The following is a 19553-nucleotide window of genomic DNA, read 5'->3' on the forward strand; positions in this document are numbered from 1 at the left end:
CGGGAACCACGAACAAAGGCTCGTGTTCCGCCAAATAGTATTCACCCGACACCGCCTGCGCATTCGCGCGCGCGTGCGGGGGGTTTAAATCCGAAAGCCCACTACCTCCGGTAGATAGATGTCACAGGGTTACAGCGAGGACAACATCCAGACCCTCGAGGGGCTGGAGGCGGTCCGGAAGCGGCCCGCCATGTACATCGGCTCCACCGACGCGCGTGGCCTCCACCATCTCGTCTACGAGGTCGTCGACAACTCCATCGACGAGGCCCTCGCGGGCTACTGCGACACCATCGAGGTGACGGTCCACGAGGACGGGTCGGTGAGCGTCAGCGACGACGGCCGCGGCATCCCCGTCGGCGAGCACGAGTCCGGCAAGTCGGCGGTCGAGGTCGTGATGACGGTGCTCCACGCCGGGGGGAAGTTCGACAAGGACTCCTACCAGGTCTCCGGCGGCCTCCACGGCGTCGGCGTCTCCGTCGTGAACGCGCTCTCGAAGTGGCTGGAGGTCGAGGTCAAGCGCGACGGCGGCGTCTACCGGCACCGCTTCGACCACGGCGACCCAGACCAGGAACTCGAGCGGGTCCGCGATATGGAGCCCGACGAGGAGACGGGGACGACCATCCGGTTCTGGCCGGACGACGACATCTTCGAGACCCTGGACTTCGCCTACTCCACGCTGGCCTCGCGCCTGCGAGAGCTCGCCTTCCTCAACCCCGGCGTCGCCATCACCATCGAGGACGAGCGCTCCGGGGAGGGGGAGACCTTCGCGTACGAGGGCGGTATCAAGGAGTTCGTCGAGTACCTCAACGAGACGCGCGACGTGCTCCACGAGGACGTCCTCTTCATCGAGGGGAGCGGCGAGAGCGACGACGGCCAGGTGCAGGTCGAGATCGCCATCCAGGCGACCGCGGGCGTTCAGGGCTCCATCCACGCGTTCGCGAACAACATCAACACCCGCGAGGGCGGCACCCACATGACCGGGTTCAAGACCGCCCTGACCCGGGTGGTCAACGACTACGCCACCTCGCAAGGGCTGCTGAAGGATATCGACGGCACCCTGAAGGGTGAGGACATCCGCGAGGGGCTCACCGCGGTCCTCTCCATCAAGCACCCCGACCCGCAGTTCGAGGGGCAGACGAAGACGAAACTCGGCAACGGCGAGGTCCGGGGCATCGTGGAGGGCATCGTCCACGAGAAGCTCTCGGCCTACCTCGAGGAGCACCCCGACACCGCCGAGGCCATCGTCTCGAAGGCGGTCGAGGCCGCGAAGGCGCGGATGGCCGCGAAGAAGGCCGAGGAGCTCACCCGCCGGAAGTCCGCGCTCGACTCCACGTCGCTGCCCGGGAAACTGGCGGACTGTCAGAGCCGGGACCCGGAGCAGGCGGAGCTGTTCGTCGTGGAGGGCGACTCCGCGGGCGGCTCCGCGAAACAGGGCCGGAACCCGGAGTTCCAGGCCGTCCTCCCCCTGCGCGGGAAGATCCTCAACGTCGAGAAGCACCGGCTGGACCGCATCCTCGAGAACGACCAGATCCGGAACCTCATCACCGCCGTCGGCACCGGCATCGGCGACGAGTTCGACATCGAGGACTGTCGCTACCACAAGATCATCATCATGACGGACGCCGACGTGGACGGCGCCCACATCCGGACGCTGATGCTGACCTTCCTCTACCGGCATATGCCCGAACTGCTGGAGCGTGGCTACGTCTACGCGGCCCAGCCGCCCCTCTACCGGGTCCGCTACCGCGGCGACACCTACGACGCCATGACCGAGGCCGAGCGGGACCGCATCGTCGAGGAGGTCTGTGACGGCTCGCCCGACCAGGTCCAGCGGTTCAAGGGCCTCGGCGAGATGAACCCCGAACAGCTCTGGGACACGACGATGAACCCGGAGAACCGCATCCTCAAGCAGATCAACATCGAGGACGCGGCGACCGCCGACCGGATGTTCTCGGTCCTGATGGGCGACGCGGTCGAGCCGCGAAAGCAGTTCATCAAGGACCACGCGGAAGACGCGGAATGGGTCGATATCTGAACGATTCCAGTATCTGATACACAACATGGAAACTAACAGCATTACGTCGCAGTCCGGTGCGGAACCGACGGCGGGGGCCGACCGATGAGTTCGGACGTCCCCGACCTCCCCGACGAGGTCGCAGAGCGGGTCGAGAGCGTCCGCGTCGAGGACGAGATGGAGCAGTCGTACATCGACTACGCGATGAGCGTCATCGTCGGGCGTGCGCTGCCCGACGCCCGTGACGGCCTCAAGCCCGTCCAGCGGCGCATCCTCTACGCGCTGCACGAGATGGGCGTCACGTCCAATTCGGGCCACCGGAAGTCCTCGAACGTGGTCGGGGAGACGATGGGTAACTACCACCCGCACGGGGACAGCGCCATCTACGACGCGCTGGCGCGGATGGCCCAGGACTTCTCGCTGCGCTACCCGCTCGTCGACGGGCAGGGGAACTTCGGGAGCATCGACGGCGACCCGCCCGCGGCGATGCGGTACACGGAGGCGCGGATGGCGCCGCTGGCCGAGGAGATGCTGGCCGACATCGAGAAGGACACCGTCGACTTCGAGGCCAACTACGACGACCGCCTGCAGGAACCGGCGGTCCTGCCCGCGGCGCTCCCGAACCTCCTCCTGAACGGTGCCTCCGGCATCGCCGTCGGGATGAGCACGAACATCCCGCCGCACAACCTCGGCGAGGTAATCGACGCCTGCATCCAGGTCATCGAGAACCCGGACTGCCCGGTCGCGGACCTCATCGCGACGAAGGAGTCCGACGGTCCCATCAAGGGCCCCGACTTCCCGACCGGCGCACGCATCGTCGGGAAGGAGGGCGTCTACGACGCCTACACGACCGGCAAGGGCCGGGTCCGGGTCCGCGCGGAGTACGAGGTCGAACACAACGAGGGTGGCAAGGACCGCATCGTCATCACGGCGTTCCCGTACCAGGAGAACAAGGCCCGGCGCATCGAGCGTATCGCCGACGACGTCAACGACGGGAAGATCGAGGGCATCACGGACATCCGCGACGAGTCCGACCGCGACGGGGTCCGGGTCGTCATCGAGCTGAAGCGCGGCGCGAACACGGAGGTCGTCGAGAACCAGCTGGTCGAGCGCCACCTCGAGACGACGTTCGGCGTCAACTGCGTCGCCCTCGTGGACGGCCAGCCGAAGCGACTCGACCTCAAGCAGCTGCTCGAGGAGTACGTCGACCACCGCCGCGAGGTCGTGCGCCGGCGCTCCGAGTTCGAACTCGCGGAGGCCGAGGACCGCGCGCACATCCTCGAGGGCCGACTGCAGGCCCTGGAGAACGTCGACGAGGTCGTCGAACTCATCCGGAACAGTGAGGACCGGGCGGCGGCCATCGAGGCGCTCCAGACCGACGAGGACGCGCTCGGGTTCACGCTCAGCGAGGCCCAGGCCGAGCACATCGTCCGGATGCAGCTGGGGTCGCTCACCTCGATGGAGGCCGCCGACGTGGAGACCGAGTACGAGGAGGTCCAGGCCGAGATCGAGCGCCTGGAGACCATCCTCGGCTCGCAGGCCGAACTTGACCGCGTCGTGACGGAGGAACTGGAGGAGATGAAGGAGAAGTACGACGACGAGCGCCGGACCGGCTTCATGGAGGACGTGGGCTCGGTCACGCGCGAGGACCTCATCCCCGAGGAGGACGTGGTCGTCGTCGTCACCGAGGAGGACTACGTCAAGCGGATGCCGCTCGACGAGTTCGACCCGCAGCACCGCGGCGGGAAGGGCATCATCGGCGTCCGCCCGAAGGACGGCGACCGCGTCGCGACGGTGTTCGAGGCCAACACGCACGACTACCTGCTCTGCTTCACGAGCAAGGGGCAGGTCTACCGGCTGAAGACCTACGAGATCCCCGAGATGGGCCGCACGGCCCGCGGGACCTCGGCCCAGCAGGTGCTGGACCTCGACGGCGACGAGGAGATCAACGCCGTCGTCGACGTCGCCGACCTCGACGAGGAGGACTTCCTCGCGATGGTCACGCGGAACGGCTACGTGAAGCGGACCGGCGTCGGCAAGTTCGAGAACGTCCACTCCGGCGGCATCCGTGCCATCAAACTGGAGGAGGGCGACAGCCTCGCCGACGTGGAGGTGACCGACGGCGAGATGGACCTCGTCATCGCCAGCCGCCAGGGCATGACCATCCGCTTCGACGAGGACGAGGCCCGTGCGATGGGCCGGACCGCACGCGGTGTCAATGGCATCAAACTGCAGGACGACGACGAGGTGGCCGGGCTCGTCGCGACCCACGACGAGGACGAGCGCGCCCTGCTGACCGTCACCCGGCAGGGGTACGGCAAGCGCACGCGCCTCTCGGAGTACCGCCGGCAATCCCGCTACGGCAAGGGCCTCATCGACATCAAGACGAACGAACGCAACGGGCACGTCGTCGCCGTGAACGCCGTCACCGACGACGACGGCCTCGTTATCATGAGCGAGAGCGGTCAGATCATGCGGACCCACGTCGACGAGGTGTCGATGCAGGGCCGCAACACGATGGGTGTCGTCGTGATGCGCCTCGACGAGGACGACTGGGTCGCCAGCGTCGACACCATCCCGGCGGTCGACAACGACCCCGACGCCGAATCCGACGAGACGGTCGAGACGGGCGAGGAAGCCGCCGACGCTACCGATTCCGCCTCCGACGCCGAATCGACCGACGCCGAGTAACCCGGTCTACTCCTCGCCGTCCTCGAAGAACCGCTCGTCCAGCGCCTCCCGGGCCTCGTCCGCGGTCTCGTACCGCTCGTCGAGGGCCTCCTGGCTGGGTGCCATCTCGGCCTCGCCGGCCACGCGGTCGACGCGGAGCTGCGTGCGCTCCTCGCTGAGGCCGAGGCTCTCGGCCATCCGCCGCTCGACCTCCTCGGGGTCGTCGGCCTGCGACCCGACCTCGCGAGCGATGAGGAACAGGCCGGTCCCGACGGCGGCGAAGAGCAGCGTCAGCGCGCCGATGGCCAGAAGCGCACCGACCTCGCCGCCCACGAGGAGCGCGGCGATGAGCGCCACCAGTACGGCGACCAGGACGCCGGCGGCGCCCACGAGCGCGGCTCCCGGCCCGCCGTCGCCGCCGTCCGTTCCGACAGCGTCGGTCACAGCTACCTCCAGGGCCTCACACCCCAAAACGCTGGCCCCCGCGGTCGCCGGTGTCGGGACCGTCAGCGCCATGCCTGGTGGGGACCCATTCCGACCGTGACCGACGTCCAGTCCCAGTCGCACGCCGACCGCGTGTACGACTGGTGGAGCCGGCATCCGGGGCTGTTCGACCTGTTCGCCACGGCCGCGTTCTTCGGGCGGTACCGGTCCCTCCGCCGGATGGCCGTCGACCGACTCGGTCTCGAGCGGGGGGACCGCGTGCTGGACCTCGCGTGTGGAACGGGCCCGAACTTTCCGCTGCTGGTCGAGGCGGTGGGCTCCGGTGGTACCGTCGTCGGCCTCGACCACTCGCGCGGGATGGCCGTGGCCGCGCTCCAGCGGGCCCACGAGGCCGGGGATGAGAGCCTCCGCGTCGCCCGCGCCGACGCCGGGGCCCTGCCGCTCCCGGACGACGCGATGGACGCGGCCCTGTGTACGCTCTCGCTCTCGGCCATCCCGGACCACCTGGCGGCCATCCAGGAGCTCAGGCGCGTCGTCCGCCCTGGGGGGCGGGTCGTCGTCCTCGACGCGCAGCCGTACCAGTCCGGCCCGATTCGCGTCTTCAACCCGCTCGTCAACCGGGTGTCGGCGCTCGCGACGAACTGGTACCCGGACCGGCACCTGCCGACCGACCTCCGGGCCGCGTTCGGCGCCGACCGTGTCGACGTGGACTGCCACAACGGCGGGACGGCGTTCGTGGCGACGGTGCGGGTGCCGGAATCGCTATAGGATGCGTTCGCCCAGCGCGCTCGCGACGAGTTCGACGCCGAGTTCGGCGGTCCGGTTGTGGTCGTCGAGGATGGGGTTGACCTCCACCACCTCCAGCGAGACGAGCCCCTCGCGGTGGTCCGCGACCTCCTCCATGGCGGCGTGGGCCTCGCGGTAGGTGACCCCGCCCCGCACGGGGGTCCCGACCCCGGGCGCCTCGTTCGGATCGAGGAAGTCCATGTCGAGCGAGACGTGGACGCCGTCGGTCCCGTCGGTGGCGACGGCGAGGGCGTCCTCGGCGACCTCGGGGAGGCCCCGCTCGTCGATATCGCTCATCGTGTAGACCGACACGCCGGCGTCGACGATGGCCTCGCGCTCGGCGTCGTCGAGCGAGCGGACGCCGACGAGTGCGACGTTCTCGGGGTCGATGTCGGTGTGGGCCCAGTCGTGGTCGGCGAACTCGTCCAGTCCGAGCGTGGCGGCCAGGCTCATCCCGTGGACGTTGCCCGAGGGCGAGGTCGAGGGGGTGTTGAAATCGCCGTGGGCGTCGAACCAGACGACGCCGAGGTCGTGGTCACGGGCCGCGCCCGCCATCGAGCCGATGGCGATGGAGTGGTCGCCGCCGAGCACGAGGGGGAGCCGACCGTCGGCGACGGTGGCCGCGACCTCGTCGGCCAGTGCCGAACAGACCTCGCGGGTCTCGTCGAGGAACTTCGCCCGGTCGCCGTACTGCCCGCCGGTCCGGTCACGGGTCTCCGGCCCGGGGACCGGCAGGTCGCCGTGGTCGGTGCAGCGGTGGTCGACGCCCTCGATGGCGTCGGCGAGCCCGGCGTAGCGGATGGCCGAGGGCCCCATGTCGACGCCACGCCGGTCGGCACCGAGGTCCATCGGGACGCCGATGAGTCGAACGTTCATGTGCCCGGGTTCATCGGTCGGTCCCTTAGGCGCGGGGGTCACAGACATCGCGTGCTCTCGGGCGCCGGTACGTGGGGGCTAGTCCGGCGCTGCAGCCGTCGAGGCAATGCATAACTACATGGGCCGCTCCGCTGGGTCCGGGCACATGCGTCTGGTTCGCCTCCTGGTCGATGTCGAGGACCGCGAGGCGCTCGCCCGGGTCCTCGACGAGGAGGGTATCGACTTCGTGGCCGTCGACGAGCACGACGGGGACGCCGTCGTCGTCGAGTTCCCGCTTCCGGTGCAGGCGGTGGACACCGTCCTCGAGACGCTCGACGAGGCAGGCCTCGGAGACTCGGAGTACACTGTCGTCGCCAGTGCGGAGATGGCCCGCACCGAACGGTTCGATGAGCTGGAGGCCGAGTACGTCGAGAGCGACGCCGAGACCGACAGCGTCTCGGGGGAGGAGATACGGGCGACGGCCCGCTCGCTCCTCCCCGACCGCCGGACCTACTACTCCATGACGGTCCTGAGCGCACTCGTGGCGACGGCGGGCATCCTCCTGAATTCCCCGGCGGTCGTCATCGGGTCGATGGCCATCGCACCACAGGTCGGCGCGGCCATCACCGCATCGACCGGCATCGTCCTCGGGGAGCGCCGGATGATCCGCGACGGGGTGGAGTCGCTCGCCCTGGGGCTCCTCGTCGCGACGGTCGCGGCCACGGCGTTCGGCCTGTTCCTGCACGAGACCAGTGTCGTCTCGCCGGCACTGGATGTCTCGACGGTGGAGCAGATCAGCACCCGCATCTCGCCGGGCTTCCTCTCGCTGTTGCTGGGCCTGTGTGCCGGGTCCGCGGCCGCGCTGGGGCTGGCAACCGACCTGCCGCTCTCGCTCGTCGGTGTCGCCATCGCGGCCGCGGTCGTCCCGGCCGCCGCGGCCGTCGGCATCGGCCTGGTCTGGAGCCTCCCACTCGTCGCCCTCGGAGCGGCCGTCCTGTTGGTCATCAATGCGGCCGCCATCCTCCTCGCCGGGGCCGCGACCCTCCGGACGCTGGGGTACCACACTGGGGCGTCGGACGGTGACGGCCACGAGCAGGGGGCGGCCGAAGCCGGCGAGCCCGCGCGTGGACGACTCCTGGCTGCGGGGACGGTCCTCGCCCTGCTGCTGGTCGTCTCCGTCCCCGCCATCCCGGTTGTCGAGCACGTGGGGATGGAGAACAGCGTCAACGGTGCTGTCCAGGAGACGCTGGAGCGACCGGCGTACGAGGAGATATCGCTGCGGTCCGTCGATGTCGGGTTCACCGACCTCGGGCTGCTGGACCGGCCGACCAGTGTCACCGTCCGGGTCAGCCGCCCCGCGGACCGGAGCTACCCCACGCTCGCCGAGGACCTCGGCGAGCGCATCGCCCGTCGGACCGGTGTGTCGGTCGACCTCTCGGTCGAGTTCGTCGAGGAGCAGGCGGTACGGACCAGCGCCCCCCGCCGTGGTCGGCTCCTGGCGGGCGGGGAATCGGTGGGTGGCGCTGTCGGCTCGTGACGGCCGCCGTCCCCGGCTGCCACTGGAACCTGCGCGGTTACTGATACTGCGCGCAGACCCGTTCGAGCCCCTCCTCGAAGTCGATCTCGGGCTCCCAGCCGGTCGCCGCCTGCATCTTCGAGGGGTCGGCCATCGTGTCGTGGACGTAGACGTCCTCGGGGATCTGGTTCTCCTCGTAGCGGGGTTCGATGTCGGTCCCGAGTTCGTCGTTGAGGCGCTCGACGAGCTCGTTCAGCGAGTAGGACTCGCCGGTACCGAGGTTGTAGATGCCCTGCAGGTCGTGGTCGGCGGCGAGTTCGATGCCGCGGACGATGTCGTCGACGTGGGTGAAGTCCCGTGTCTGGGTACCGTCGCCCCAGATCTCCGGGCGCTCGCCGTTGGCGATGGCGTCCGCGAACTGCGCGATGAGGTTCGCGTACTCGCCCTTGTGTTCCTCCGCACCGCCGAAGCCCTGGTAGACCGAGAAGAAGCGCAGGCCACAGGTGGTGAGGCCGTAGTGGTGGTTGAAGTACTCGGCGTAGCGCTCGCGGGCGAGTTTGGAGGCCTCGTACCCCGTCCGTGCCGTGACCTCCATGTCCTCGGGCGAGGGCTCGGTCCGGTCGCCGTAGATGGAGGAGGTGGTCGCGTAGACGACGTGGTCGCAGCCGTCCTGGCGGGCCTGGTCGACGGTGTTGACGAAGCCCTCGATGTTGACGCGGGCGCCCTTCGCGGGGTCGTCCTCGTGCATGAAGTACGAGGAGAGCGCTGCGAGGTGGAAGACGACGTCGACGTCGGTGGGGAGGTCGTCGTCGAGCACGGAGGCCTCGACGAACTCGACCGCGTCGTCGAGGTTCTCGGGCGTCCCGAGGTAGCCGTCGTCCAGCGCGATGACCTCGTTCTCGGCGGCCAGCCGGTTGGCGAGGTTCGAGCCGATGAAGCCCGCGCCCCCGGTCACCAGCACACGCTTGCCGTTCATACCGGGGAAGCCGTTGCGCCCCGCAAAGGCGTGTCGGTCCGGCTCCGGGTCGGCTCCCGCGTTTCCGGTTCCCCGCGTGGCTCGCCCGCATGGTGACGGTCTCCCCGGCGCTGGAGGCTCCACCACCGGATTTATGCGAAACGGTGGTGAACTGTCCAGTATCATGTCGTCCATCGAGCTCACCCCCAGTCAGAAGGCGATTCTCCAGGAACTCGTCAACCTCTACCGCGAGTCCGAGACCGCCGTCAAGGGGGAGGACATCGCCGACCGGGTCGACCGCAACCCCGGCACCATCCGCAACCAGATGCAGTCGCTCAAGGCCCTCCAGCTGGTCGAGGGCGTACCCGGGCCGAAGGGCGGGTACAAACCGACGGCCGGTGCCTACGAGGCGCTCCAGATCGAGGAGATGGACCAGGCCGCGGACGTGCCGTTCTTCCACGACGAGGAGCCCGTCGAGGGTGCCAACGTCCAGGAGATCGACCTCACCAGCGTCCACCACCCCGAACTGTGCCGCGCGGAGATCCGCATGCAGGGCTCCATCTCCGAGTTCCACGAGGGCGACGCCATCCAGGTCGGCCCGACGCCGCTCTCGAAGCTCGTCATCAGGGGTACCCTCGAGGGGAAGGACGACACCAACAACACGCTCATCATCACCATCGACGATATGCGGGCGCCCGCCGAGGAGCCCGCACACTGACACCGCGCGGCCGACCTGGTCGCTGCCCGGCCGCTGTCAGTGCCCCGGGCTGGAACCGACTGACGTGAGGGCGACGGCCCACTACCTCCGGTAATCGCCGGGCGTCGTATGCGACACGTATCAACCACCCATTCTATCGAGGCGGATTCGGCCGCGTTACCGCGTCACACGGCCTCGCGTTGCCGAATCAACACCTTTGTATCCGACCCAACCTGACCGACAGACATGACAGAGGACGTCGTCGTGCTCGGCTCCGGCTACGCCGGCACGGGCGCGGTCATGAGTCTCGAGGACGAACTGAACGGCGAGGCCGACGTGACGTGGATCTCCGACGTCCCGCACCACCTCGTTCTCCACGAGTCCCACCGCTGCATCCGGGACCCATCGGTCCAGGACAAGATCACCTTCGACTGCGAGGAGATCGCCGGGTCGGCCACCCGCTTCGTCCAGGGGCGCGTCGACGACGTCGAGACCGACGAGCGGACCGTCCACCTCGAGGACGGCTCCACCGTCGGCTACGACTACCTCGTCGTCGGCTTCGGCTCCCGGACGGCCTTCTTCGGCATCGACGGCCTGAAGGAGCACTCGCTGACGCTCAAGAGCCTCGACGACGCGCTCGAGATCCACGAGGCGGTCAAGGAGGCCGCCCGCGAGGCCTCGCGCAACGACCCCGCGCAGGTCGTCGTCGGCGGCGCCGGTCTCTCGGGCATCCAGTCCGCCGGCGAGATCGCGGAGTTCCGCGACCGCCACCGCGCCCCGATAGACATCCACCTCGTCGAGGGCCTCGACAACGTCTTCCCCAACAACGACCCCGTCGTGCAGGCCAAGCTCCACAACCTGCTCGAGGACGCCGACGTCAACATCATGACCGGCGAGTTCATCGGCGAGGTCGACGAGGACACCGTCTACGTCGGCGACGACACGGAACTGGACTACGACGTGCTGCTCTGGACCGGCGGAATCACGGGCCGCGACCCGGCCGCGAACACCGAACTCGACCAGGACGAGCGCTCGCACCGCATCCACGCGGCGTCGGACTTCCAGACCGACGACGAGCGCGTCTTCGCACTCGGTGACGCCGCGCTGGTCGACCAGGGCGGCGACCCCGCCCCGCCGACCGCGCAGGCCGCCTGGCAGGCCGCAGAGGTCGTCGGCGAGAACGTGGCGCGGGCCATTCGCGGCCAGCCCCTCGAGGAGTGGCGCTACGAGGACAAGGGCACCCTCATCTCCGTGGGCGACGACGCCGTCGCGCACAACGTGATGGGCATCAAGGCCGTCTCGAAGACGTTCGGCGGTCCGCTCGCCGAGACGCTCAAGAAGGGCGTCGCCGCCCGCTGGATCAACGACGTGGCCGGGCCCGTCGCAGCCGCGAAGGCCTGGCCCGATATGTAAACGAGCTTTTTCCGACTCGGGCTTCCTCGCGCTCGCTCCGCTCGCGCTGCGGAGAGCCACTCGTCGCAAAAAACGTTCAGAAAAAAGGCCGCTCCTCGCGCCCTGCGGGCGCTCGGAGCGGTGAAACCGCGCTCCCTTCGGTCGCGCGGGATACGGACTGAACTGGTCCGGGGCTCCCGACGACCTCAACGGCTGACAGCACTAGCCTGCTACATATAGAGGGTGTCTTTAGCACATGCTTCAGTGAGAGTGCGCTCAAGTAGCTTACAGCCGTCGACTATGTCTGTGTTTGACGGATGAACTCGTCGAGGCTCTGTTCGATGAGTGTCGCGACGTACTCGCTATATCTCCAGAGTGCTGCATTGAGCCGCTCTTCGGTCTCGTCATCGAGTTCGTCGAATCCACGAAGGACGGAGTCTTTGGTGAGCTGTGGGTGATACACACAAACCACTCCGAGGGAAGTATCTGAACTGGAGGTTCCGGCCGTGTGGATTCCGTACTGATCAGTGCCCCAAACACCATCACCTCCTCGCCTCTCTAGTTCAGAATCGAGTACGTCGAGGAGACGAACCTCCTCTTCGGTAAGGAGTGGTTCGTCACCTTCGAAGAGTTCAGCGTAAGCGGTCGTTCGGGCACGGTTCGTCCATTCTTCCATATGTGTTCTCGCACGCAACACGAGCTGTCTCTCGTCTGGAAATTCGGCCATACTCCTCTGAAGGGCGGCAAGGTCAATCAACATTCGCACGGTGAATCCGAACGTCGGGCTTTGACCGACTTGCGCGTTGTATTCAGCACGAGCGATAGAGCCTTCTCAGACTCTGTCAGATCGGCGTGCAGCATACAGAGGTTCTATACAGCACAGCGGCTTCGGTAGATCCGAGCCCGGGGGGAGAGGCGGGTTGAATCGGTGAGAGATACCCAACGAACAGTAATCGCTATGGCTGAAGACATTTGCCGGCTAGTTCGGAGGTATAGATATGCAGAGACGGCGATATCTACGTGCTATCGGGGATGTCTCGGTGCCGTATCAGTATCCGGCTGCACAGGAATCCTTCCGGGTAGCAATCCAGAGCCCGAGTATCCGGGGGGAACGCTCGTCCTCGAGAATACGGGGAACAACCCTGTGGTAGTCTCGGTAGAAACGAAAGTAGATCGATGCGACCAGTTGATACCGAGGTCGCTACCGGTACGATGGCCGTTCATCGTGAGTTCATCACTGCCGAGCAGGGAGAAATCGTCACGCTTGTTGCGCAACTCGGCTCAACCGGGGATGCGATACGGTTCCAGTACCTCCCTGCTGGCGGAGAGGATTCCCCGCCCGAAGTGGCACGACTCACATTCGAGAACGCTGTCGAAGCGAGTGCGACTTGGACCGCTACAAGCGGGAGCTAACCCAGGTAGAACTCGTCGCTAACCTTCTGTATACGCAAACAACTGGCCCGGATGTTCGGCGCCGGTCAACGAACAGGTAGAGCCCCGAAACACAGTGGCATGGTCCGACGCATTCATGCCTGTAGCGTTTGTGTGGCGCCCGTGTGCCCTCCATCTGCGATTCGAACGGACTCACTGACGAAGTCCTACGGCGGAGTCACTGCCGTCGATGACCTGGAGTTGACGGTTCGATCTGGCGAGGTGTTTGGTTTCCTCGGCCCCAATGGAGCCGGAAAATCGACGACTATCGACCTGTTGGTCGGATTCACGGCCCCGACAGCCGGAAGTGGGTGGGTCCTTGGAACCGACATCCGGGACGATGCCGACGAACTCCGCCGCGATGTCGGGATACTGCCCGATGATTACGCTGTCTTCCCCGAGCTGACCGGTCGGGAACACCTCCGGTCGATGCGTCGGCTGAAAGGGAATGACGACGATCCCGACCGTGTATTCGATCTCGTCGGCATCAACGAAGCGGACCGAGACCGAGTTGCCGGTGAGTACTCGAAGGGGATGTGTCAGCGACTCGCCCTTGGGATGGCGCTCGTCTGTGAGCCGGACCTGCTCGTCCTAGACGAGCCGACATCGGGACTCGACCCCGATGGCGTCGCTACCGTCCGTGACATCGTCCGTGACAAGGCGTCTGACGGAACGACGGTGTTCTTCTCGAGTCATCACCTCGCAGAGGTCGAAGCCGTCTGTGATCGAGTGGGCATCATGAACCAAGGCCGGCTGGTCGCTGTCGATACCATCGATTCCCTTCGGGAGAGGGCGCCTTCCGACACGCGCCTTCGAATGCGTGTCGCGGAAGAGCCCCCATCCCACGTCGTCGATAGACTCTCCGCTCAGTCGGGTACCGTGCCGGTATCCGTAACCGATGACGAAGTCGTTGTCGCTTGCGAGGAGTCGAGCGCGAAGGCGGAAGCCATCCAGACGCTCCACCGGTCGGTTCCGGTGCTCGATTTCGACGTGGAGTCTACATCGCTCGAACACGTGTTCGATGCGTACACTGACTCCGACCGGGAGACAGAGCGCCAATCCAGCGATGAGGCGGCCAGGGGGAGGAGGACATGACCTTCGTCGATTATCTTGTACATGACCTCCTTCTCACACGTCGGTCGAAGGTTGGTCGCACCGTCTTCGCCGCCCTCGGTTTAGCACCGCTCGCGGGAGTCGGACTCTCGTTCGTCCTCTCGAACGACACCCTCACTGCCCGGTTCGTCCTTCTCTCGATGTGGCTCGTCGTCAGCGGCGTCGTCCCGATCGTCGCCATCCTCGGATCCGCAGCGGCGATATCGGGTAACCGCGAGTCGGGCCGACTCCGGCTCGTTCTCGGGTCGCCGACGGCGCAAGCGGATGTCTTCTTCGGGACGTTCGCCGCGAGACTCCTGCTCGTCCAGTTCGCTCTTCTGGTCGGCCTCTCCGTCGCTGTCGCCCTGATGATCGTCCTCTCGTTGCCGATGGCCCTCGGACGGCTGGGAGGGTTTCTCCTGTTCACCCCGTTGATGGCGACAGCGTACGTCTCCCTTGGCGTCGCTGCATCGACAACGTCTCGGACGCAGTTACGGAGTCTCTCCCTTGGCGTCGCTGCATTCGTCGCGACTCTCGCCTGGCCGCAGGCGGCAACCGTTCTCGCCGATGTCTTCGAGTCGCTTTCAGGAATCACACTCTCGGATACGCTCGTCCACTTCGTCGGTACCCTGAGTCCGTTCGGTGCCTACGCTCAGGCTATCGGAGACGGGGAGGCGATATACGGGATGGCTGCGTCGACACCGTTGCTCCGATCGGGGGCGATGGGTCTGGTCTTGCTTCTGTGGGTCGTGGCTCCACTGGTGTTCGGATACCAACAGTTCGTGACGGCAGACGTGTAGCACGCTGAGTCGGGCCGACAGCTCTCGTTTCCGCCTCCGGACCGGGGACCACCTCTATTCCCGTTCGACCTCGTACACAATCGGAACACCAACCGTGCTGAATACGCGCGCTGTATCCAGCACCGCCGACAAGAGAGGTCATCTCTGACGGATTTCGACACCCTGCCCGGGTCTGCGATCCTCCCGTCGAGGGGACTCACCCACTCAGATCCTTCCGTCGCCGCCGGATCGCCTCGGCCTGCTCTCGCTGCCCGTCCACGTCCGCCAGTTGCTCGGCCGCCTCCAGGGTGCGGATGCCGTCGTCGAGGAAGCTCAGGATGTCGCCGGGGTAGGCGTAGACGAGGTAGTCGTCGCTCATCACGTCCACGATGGCCTCGGGGCCGAGCCCCTGCGCCCGGAGGTCGAGCAGGTAGGAGATGAACTTCTCCTCGGGGTGGCCACAGTGGGGGTTCGACTGGCAGTCGCAGTCGAGGAAGTCCTCGGCGAAGTCCAGCACCCGGTCCTGCGTCGCCTCGTCGAGGTTGGCCAGGCCCTCGCCCTGGAACAGGATGTCCAGCGTCGCCCCCGAGAACGCCCCCTTCGGGAAGTTCGTCTCCAGCTGGGAGGCGAGCTGCCGGTGGTTCTTGACGTATATCTTGTCCGTGATGGCCACGCTTGTGCGTGCTTGTGGGCCGAGCGGCTAAAGCGCCGCGGTGTCCGGTGTGTGTCGGTGTGTCGGGGGACGGGGAAGGCGTAACGTATATTCCCGCCGCTGGATTACGAGGAGTTGCGTGTCCGGGTTGGGGTATTGGTATCCTCCAGGCTTGTGGTGCCTGGGAAGCGGGTTCGATTCTCGCACCCGGACTTCTCACTTATATACTGGATAAATTCTTTATACGGGCGTCTATCCGGTTGTGTGGTGTATTGTATCATTTTCCCTCCGTCCTGGGCTCGCCGGCCCGTAGAACTCCCGTGTGAGGTGCCGTGACGTCGGGGCACCGCGGATTCAGGAACGAGGCCACGTTCAGGGCCACCGGGAACGTTCAGTCGGCGTCCCGAGCCCCGTCTCGCTGGGGGCGACGGTGCAGTGGCGTGTACGTCCGGACCCGATGGCCGTCCCGCCCGACTTATGCCCGCGCCGTGTCTCCCGTGCGGTATGGACGCAGCGCTGGTCACCGTCGGTGACGAACTCCTCGCGGGCGACACGGAGAACACGAACGCGACGTGGCTGGCCCGCGAGCTGACCGAGCGCGGGGTCGCAGTCAAGCGGGTCCTCACCGTACCCGACGTCGAAGGCGCCATCGCCGACGCCGTCCGGGAGTACGCCGACCGCTACGATGCCGTCGTCGTGACGGGCGGTCTCGGCGGGACACCGGACGACCTGACGATGGACGCCGTCGCCGCGGCCTTCGACCGGTCGCTCGAGGAGAACGACCTCGCCCGCGCGGACCTCGAACGGACGCTGAAAGCCATCACGGACTCGTACCCGGACCTGAACGTCGACATCGAGGCCGAGGCCTCCATCCCGGCCGGGGCGCGGCCACTCATCAACGACGCGGGCCTCTCGCCGGGCGCCGTCGTCGAGAACGTCTACGTCTTCCCCGGCATTCCGGGGGAGATGCAACGGATGTTCGAGGGCGTCGCCGACGAGTTCGCAGGCGATGTCGACTCCCGGGTCCTGTACACGAGCGAGCCGGAGGCCAACCTCATCGAGCGGCTCGACGCCGTCCGGAACCGGTTCGGTGTGCTGGTCGGCTGCTACCCCGACCGCGCGGCGGGCCACAACCGGCTGAAGCTCCGGAGCGAGGACCCCGGGAAGCTCGACGAGGCCACCGCGTGGCTCCGCGAGGAGGTCCGCCTGGTCGACCCGGACGCCGACACACAGGTCGGAGAGGCCGTCGGCGAGGACGACTCGGGGTGAGCGTGCCCATCCACCACGCACGGGACCCATGAAACCGGTCGGGCCTCCGGTCGAATCGAATGGACGGCAGCCGTCTCCGGGCCGCGGTCCGAGCCACCCCGCTCCGGACCGCGCTGGTCGTCGTCACCGTCCTCTCGACCCTGTCCCGGCCGTCCCTCCCGGCCGCCGGTAGCGATGACGGCCGGGACCGGCTCCGGTCGCCGCTCGTGCGCGAGTGAGCGGCCCCCGGCGATCCACGATAGCCGTGGCTTCAAGCCCCTCGGTGGTCTAGCGGCGGTATGCCAAGCTACCGGATCGGGAGCATCTTCGGCATCCCGATCGAGCTGGATCTGACCTTCCTGCTGATCCTCCCGGTGTTCGCGTACGTCATCGGGTCGCAGGTCGGCGAGTGGGTCGGCATCCTCAACGACGTGTTCGGTGCGGGCATCGCCGCGGCGCCACTGACGGGCGAGCCGGCGGTCGCGTTCGGTATCGGGACCGCCGCCGCCATCGCCCTGTTCGCCAGCGTGTTGCTCCACGAACTCGGTCACAGCGTGGTGGCGATGCGCTACGACGTGGAGATCGCCTCCATCAAGCTCTGGCTGTTCGGCGGCGTCGCCCAGCTCTCGCGCTTCCCCGACGACTGGCGACAGGAGCTGTACATCGCCATCGCCGGCCCCATCGTGAGCGTCCTGCTCGGGGTCGCGTTCTTCGTCGGCTTCCGCCTCGTCCCCGGTAGCGGCGGGGTCGCGACCGCTGCCATCGCGTTCCTGCTGGGCTACCTCGCCCTGACGAACGTCGCGCTCGCGATCTTCAACATGCTGCCCGGGTTCCCGATGGACGGGGGTCGGGTCCTGCGTGCGCTGTGGGCCCGGAACCAGCCCTACGCCGTGGCGACCCGCCGGGCCGCGACCGTCGGGAAGGCGTTCGCCTTCCTGCTGGGCTTCTTCGCGCTGTTCGGTGGTAGCGGCATCAACCTCTATCTGGTCGCCATCGCCTTCTTCATCTACATGGGCGCCTCCTCGGAGGCCCAGCAGACGATGCTCCGGGCCGCGTTCGAGGGGGTCTCGGTCAGCGACGTGATGACGCCGGTCGAGGAGGTGGAGACGGTCGACGCGAGAACCTCGGTCGCCGACCTCGTCGATCGGATGTTCCGCACCCGCCACACGGGATTCCCCGTGACCGAGAACGGGCGGCTGGTCGGCATGGTCACGCTGGAGGACGCCCGCGCGGTGAACGAGGTCGAGCGTGATGCCTACCGCGTCGAGGAGGTGATGTCGCGGGACCTGCACACCATCGACGCCGACGCAGACGCGATGGAGGCGTTCTCCCGGATGCAGGAGCACGGCGTCGGCCGCCTCGTCGTCATCCGGGCTGACGGCGAGGGGGAGGAGGGGTCGTTCACGGGGCTCATCTCCCGGACGGACCTGATGACGGCACTCGATATCATCCAGTCCTCCGGTGGGGAGTCCGGCGCGCCGTCGCTGCGGCGGGAGACGGAGGGCGACCAGACGCGGGACGTGTGATAACCTGGGGCGCTGGGGATTCGTGCACAACTCCCGGGACGCCGGGGGTGATGTCGGTGCTTCTGGAGTGTGGTCGGTGTGCGTGGTGAGTTCCGGTAGCGGTTCGGTCGTCGTCTCCGTCGTAGCTACAACCCGTCGATACGGTCGGCGCACTCGTAGCCCGCCACGATGGCCCCGTTCAGCGAGCGCTCGGGGTACTGCGCCCGCGAGGCCATCCCGGCGTAGTAGAGGCCCTCGGCCACGTCCTCGCCGAGGTCGTACGGAACCACCTTCTCCAGGTAGCCGCGCTCGTACACCGGGGCCGTCCGGGGATTGCGGCCGACCTCCATCCACTCCACGGACGACCGGTCGAAGTCGGGGAACAGGTCCTCGATGCCCGTGAGCCAGTGCTCCCGGACCTCGCCGTCGTCCATCTCCCAGAGGGCCTCGTCCAGGTCCTGGACGTAACTGGCGGCGTACAGCAGGTGTTCGCCGCCGTAGCGCTCCGCGGGCACGAAGTTCGTGTGCTCGATGAGCGCGCCGAAGGGTGCGTCGTCGGCGATGTTGAGCCAGTAGGTGTCCATCAGGGGCTCGTCCATCCCCAGTACCGCACAGACCGAGCCCTGGAAGTCGATGTCGCACTCGTAGCCGACCCACCGTTCGAGGAGGTGGGGCATCGTCGCCACCACCAGCGCATCCACGTCGTGGTCGGTCGTCGTCCCGTCCTGCTCGACGGTCACGGATTCGACGGCGTCACCGTGCTGGATGCCCGTGACGCGGGCGTCCGTCTCGATGTGTTCGCGGCCGACGTCGGCGACGAGCGCGTCGAGCAGTTGGGCGAAGCCGCCGTCGAGGTAGCCGAGTATCTCGCCGCGCCGGAGGTCGCGCTCGCCGCGGAACTTGATTCGTCCCAGCAGCCACGCCGCGCTCACGTCCTCCTTGCGCGACCCGAACTTCGCGTCCAGCAGCGGCTCGAAGAAGAACTCGTACACGCCGCGTGTGGTGTGCTCCAGCAGGAACTCGCGGATGGGGACGTCCTCGAAGTCCGCGAGGTCGTCGTACGTGTCGAAGGCGGGGACGCCGCCGCGGACGTCCACCTCCAGGGTGAGCATCCCGAGCCGGAACTTGTCGTACAGCGAGAGGTGGGGGTAGGCCAGGATCTCACCGGGCGTGTCCAGCGGATGGACGACGCCATCGACGTAGTACGCGTTCTTCCCGACGCGCCACTCCACCTCGTCGCCCAGGCCGAGCTCCTCGGCGAGTTCGACGATGGTCTCCTCCGATTTCGAGAGGTGGTGGTAGAACTTCTCGATGGGGTCGCCACGCGTCTCGTAGGTCGCAGCCAGTCCCCCGAGGTCGTCGCTCGCCTCGAACACCTGGACCTCGTGGCCGCGCTGCTGCAGCCGGTGGGCGGCGGCCAGCCCGGCCATCCCGCCACCGACGATGCCGATCATGAGTCGTGGTCCGGCGGCGCCCTGTAAGGCGCTTGTGGATGGCCCCCATCGCCAGGCCGTGGG

At 67.2% G+C, this 19553-nt stretch carries 17 protein-coding genes; 11 read left to right on the forward strand and 6 right to left on the reverse strand.

Annotated features, from left to right (window positions below):
* Nucleotides 1-118 precede the first annotated feature (118 nt).
* Together gyrB and gyrA are read left to right on the forward strand one after the other, a co-directional pair.
* Nucleotides 119-2035: a DNA topoisomerase (ATP-hydrolyzing) subunit B gene (gene gyrB / locus P2T62_RS08025; protein ID WP_276260875.1), complete on the forward strand. Its 1917-nt coding sequence runs from the start codon at nt 119-121 to the stop codon at nt 2033-2035.
* An 84-nt stretch (nt 2036-2119) separates the two neighbouring features.
* Entirely contained in the window at nt 2120-4705 is a 2586-nt protein-coding gene (gene gyrA / locus P2T62_RS08030) for a DNA gyrase subunit A (protein WP_276260876.1), read from the forward strand.
* A 6-nt stretch (nt 4706-4711) separates the two neighbouring features.
* On the opposite strand, the gene P2T62_RS08035 is transcribed toward gyrA, so the two are convergent.
* Entirely contained in the window at nt 4712-5128 is a 417-nt protein-coding gene (locus P2T62_RS08035) for a hypothetical protein (RefSeq protein WP_276260877.1), read from the reverse strand.
* 96 nt (nt 5129-5224) lie between these two features.
* Here P2T62_RS08035 and P2T62_RS08040 point away from each other — a divergent pair, with 96 nt between their 5' ends.
* On the forward strand, nt 5225-5896 hold the full coding sequence (locus tag P2T62_RS08040) for a class I SAM-dependent methyltransferase (protein WP_276260878.1): 672 nt from the start codon (nt 5225-5227) through the stop codon (nt 5894-5896).
* Here P2T62_RS08040 and rocF read toward each other — a convergent pair.
* Nucleotides 5891-6790 (reverse strand): arginase, encoded by a 900-nt coding sequence (gene rocF, locus P2T62_RS08045; RefSeq protein ID WP_276260879.1) that lies wholly within the window; start codon nt 6788-6790, stop codon nt 5891-5893. The two genes, P2T62_RS08040 and rocF, sit on opposite strands and share 6 nt — an antisense overlap.
* A gap of 145 nt (nt 6791-6935) precedes the next feature.
* Here rocF and P2T62_RS08050 point away from each other — a divergent pair, with 145 nt between their 5' ends.
* On the forward strand, nt 6936-8306 hold the full coding sequence (locus P2T62_RS08050; protein WP_276260880.1) for a DUF389 domain-containing protein: 1371 nt from the start codon (nt 6936-6938) through the stop codon (nt 8304-8306).
* A 37-nt stretch (nt 8307-8343) separates the two neighbouring features.
* Here the strand turns inward: P2T62_RS08050 and P2T62_RS08055 are convergent, their stop codons facing one another.
* Nucleotides 8344-9261, reverse strand: coding sequence for an NAD-dependent epimerase/dehydratase family protein (locus P2T62_RS08055; protein WP_276260881.1), 918 nt, complete (start codon nt 9259-9261; stop codon nt 8344-8346).
* A 163-nt stretch (nt 9262-9424) separates the two neighbouring features.
* Between P2T62_RS08055 and P2T62_RS08060 the strand changes: the two genes are divergently transcribed.
* Together P2T62_RS08060 and P2T62_RS08065 are read left to right on the forward strand one after the other, a co-directional pair.
* Nucleotides 9425-9958 carry an HTH domain-containing protein gene (locus P2T62_RS08060; RefSeq protein WP_276260882.1) on the forward strand — a complete coding sequence of 178 codons (534 nt, stop codon included), beginning with the start codon at nt 9425-9427 and terminating at the stop codon, nt 9956-9958.
* Between the two features lie 225 nt (nt 9959-10183).
* Nucleotides 10184-11350 (forward strand): NAD(P)/FAD-dependent oxidoreductase, encoded by a 1167-nt coding sequence (locus tag P2T62_RS08065; RefSeq protein ID WP_276260883.1) that lies wholly within the window; start codon nt 10184-10186, stop codon nt 11348-11350.
* A 277-nt stretch (nt 11351-11627) separates the two neighbouring features.
* Here the strand turns inward: P2T62_RS08065 and P2T62_RS08070 are convergent, their stop codons facing one another.
* Complete coding sequence (locus tag P2T62_RS08070) at nt 11628-12056, reverse strand: DUF7539 family protein (protein WP_276260884.1); 429 nt, start codon at nt 12054-12056, stop codon at nt 11628-11630.
* 827 nt (nt 12057-12883) lie between these two features.
* Between P2T62_RS08070 and P2T62_RS08075 the strand changes: the two genes are divergently transcribed.
* Together P2T62_RS08075 and P2T62_RS08080 are read left to right on the forward strand one after the other, a co-directional pair.
* On the forward strand, nt 12884-13855 hold the full coding sequence (locus P2T62_RS08075; RefSeq protein ID WP_276260885.1) for an ABC transporter ATP-binding protein: 972 nt from the start codon (nt 12884-12886) through the stop codon (nt 13853-13855).
* A complete protein-coding gene (locus tag P2T62_RS08080; RefSeq protein WP_276260886.1) occupies nt 13852-14652 on the forward strand; it encodes an ABC transporter permease in 801 nt (266 codons plus the stop codon). Before P2T62_RS08075 ends, P2T62_RS08080 begins: the two co-directional genes overlap by 4 nt.
* A gap of 196 nt (nt 14653-14848) precedes the next feature.
* Here P2T62_RS08080 and P2T62_RS08085 read toward each other — a convergent pair whose 3' ends face one another.
* Nucleotides 14849-15304, reverse strand: a complete 456-nt coding sequence (locus tag P2T62_RS08085; protein WP_276260887.1) for a DUF5814 domain-containing protein — start codon at nt 15302-15304, stop codon at nt 14849-14851.
* A 483-nt stretch (nt 15305-15787) separates the two neighbouring features.
* Here P2T62_RS08085 and P2T62_RS08090 point away from each other — a divergent pair, with 483 nt between their 5' ends.
* The 3 genes from P2T62_RS08090 to P2T62_RS08100 are packed head-to-tail and all read left to right on the forward strand — an operon-like array spanning nt 15788 to nt 18057.
* Complete coding sequence (locus P2T62_RS08090) at nt 15788-16552, forward strand: competence/damage-inducible protein A (protein WP_276260888.1); 765 nt, start codon at nt 15788-15790, stop codon at nt 16550-16552.
* 59 nt (nt 16553-16611) lie between these two features.
* On the forward strand, nt 16612-16770 hold the full coding sequence (locus tag P2T62_RS08095; RefSeq protein WP_276260889.1) for a hypothetical protein: 159 nt from the start codon (nt 16612-16614) through the stop codon (nt 16768-16770).
* Nucleotides 16771-16830: 60 nt separating this feature from the next.
* Complete coding sequence (locus P2T62_RS08100) at nt 16831-18057, forward strand: CBS domain-containing protein (protein ID WP_276260890.1); 1227 nt, start codon at nt 16831-16833, stop codon at nt 18055-18057.
* Between the two features lie 125 nt (nt 18058-18182).
* On the opposite strand, the gene P2T62_RS08105 is transcribed toward P2T62_RS08100, so the two are convergent.
* On the reverse strand, nt 18183-19490 hold the full coding sequence (locus tag P2T62_RS08105; protein ID WP_276260891.1) for an NAD(P)/FAD-dependent oxidoreductase: 1308 nt from the start codon (nt 19488-19490) through the stop codon (nt 18183-18185).
* Between the last annotated feature and the right edge of the window lie 63 nt (nt 19491-19553).

Origin of the sequence: Haloglomus litoreum (genome assembly GCF_029338515.1) — an archaeon.
GTDB classification, from domain to species: Archaea; Halobacteriota; Halobacteria; order Halobacteriales; family Haloarculaceae; genus Haloglomus; species Haloglomus litoreum.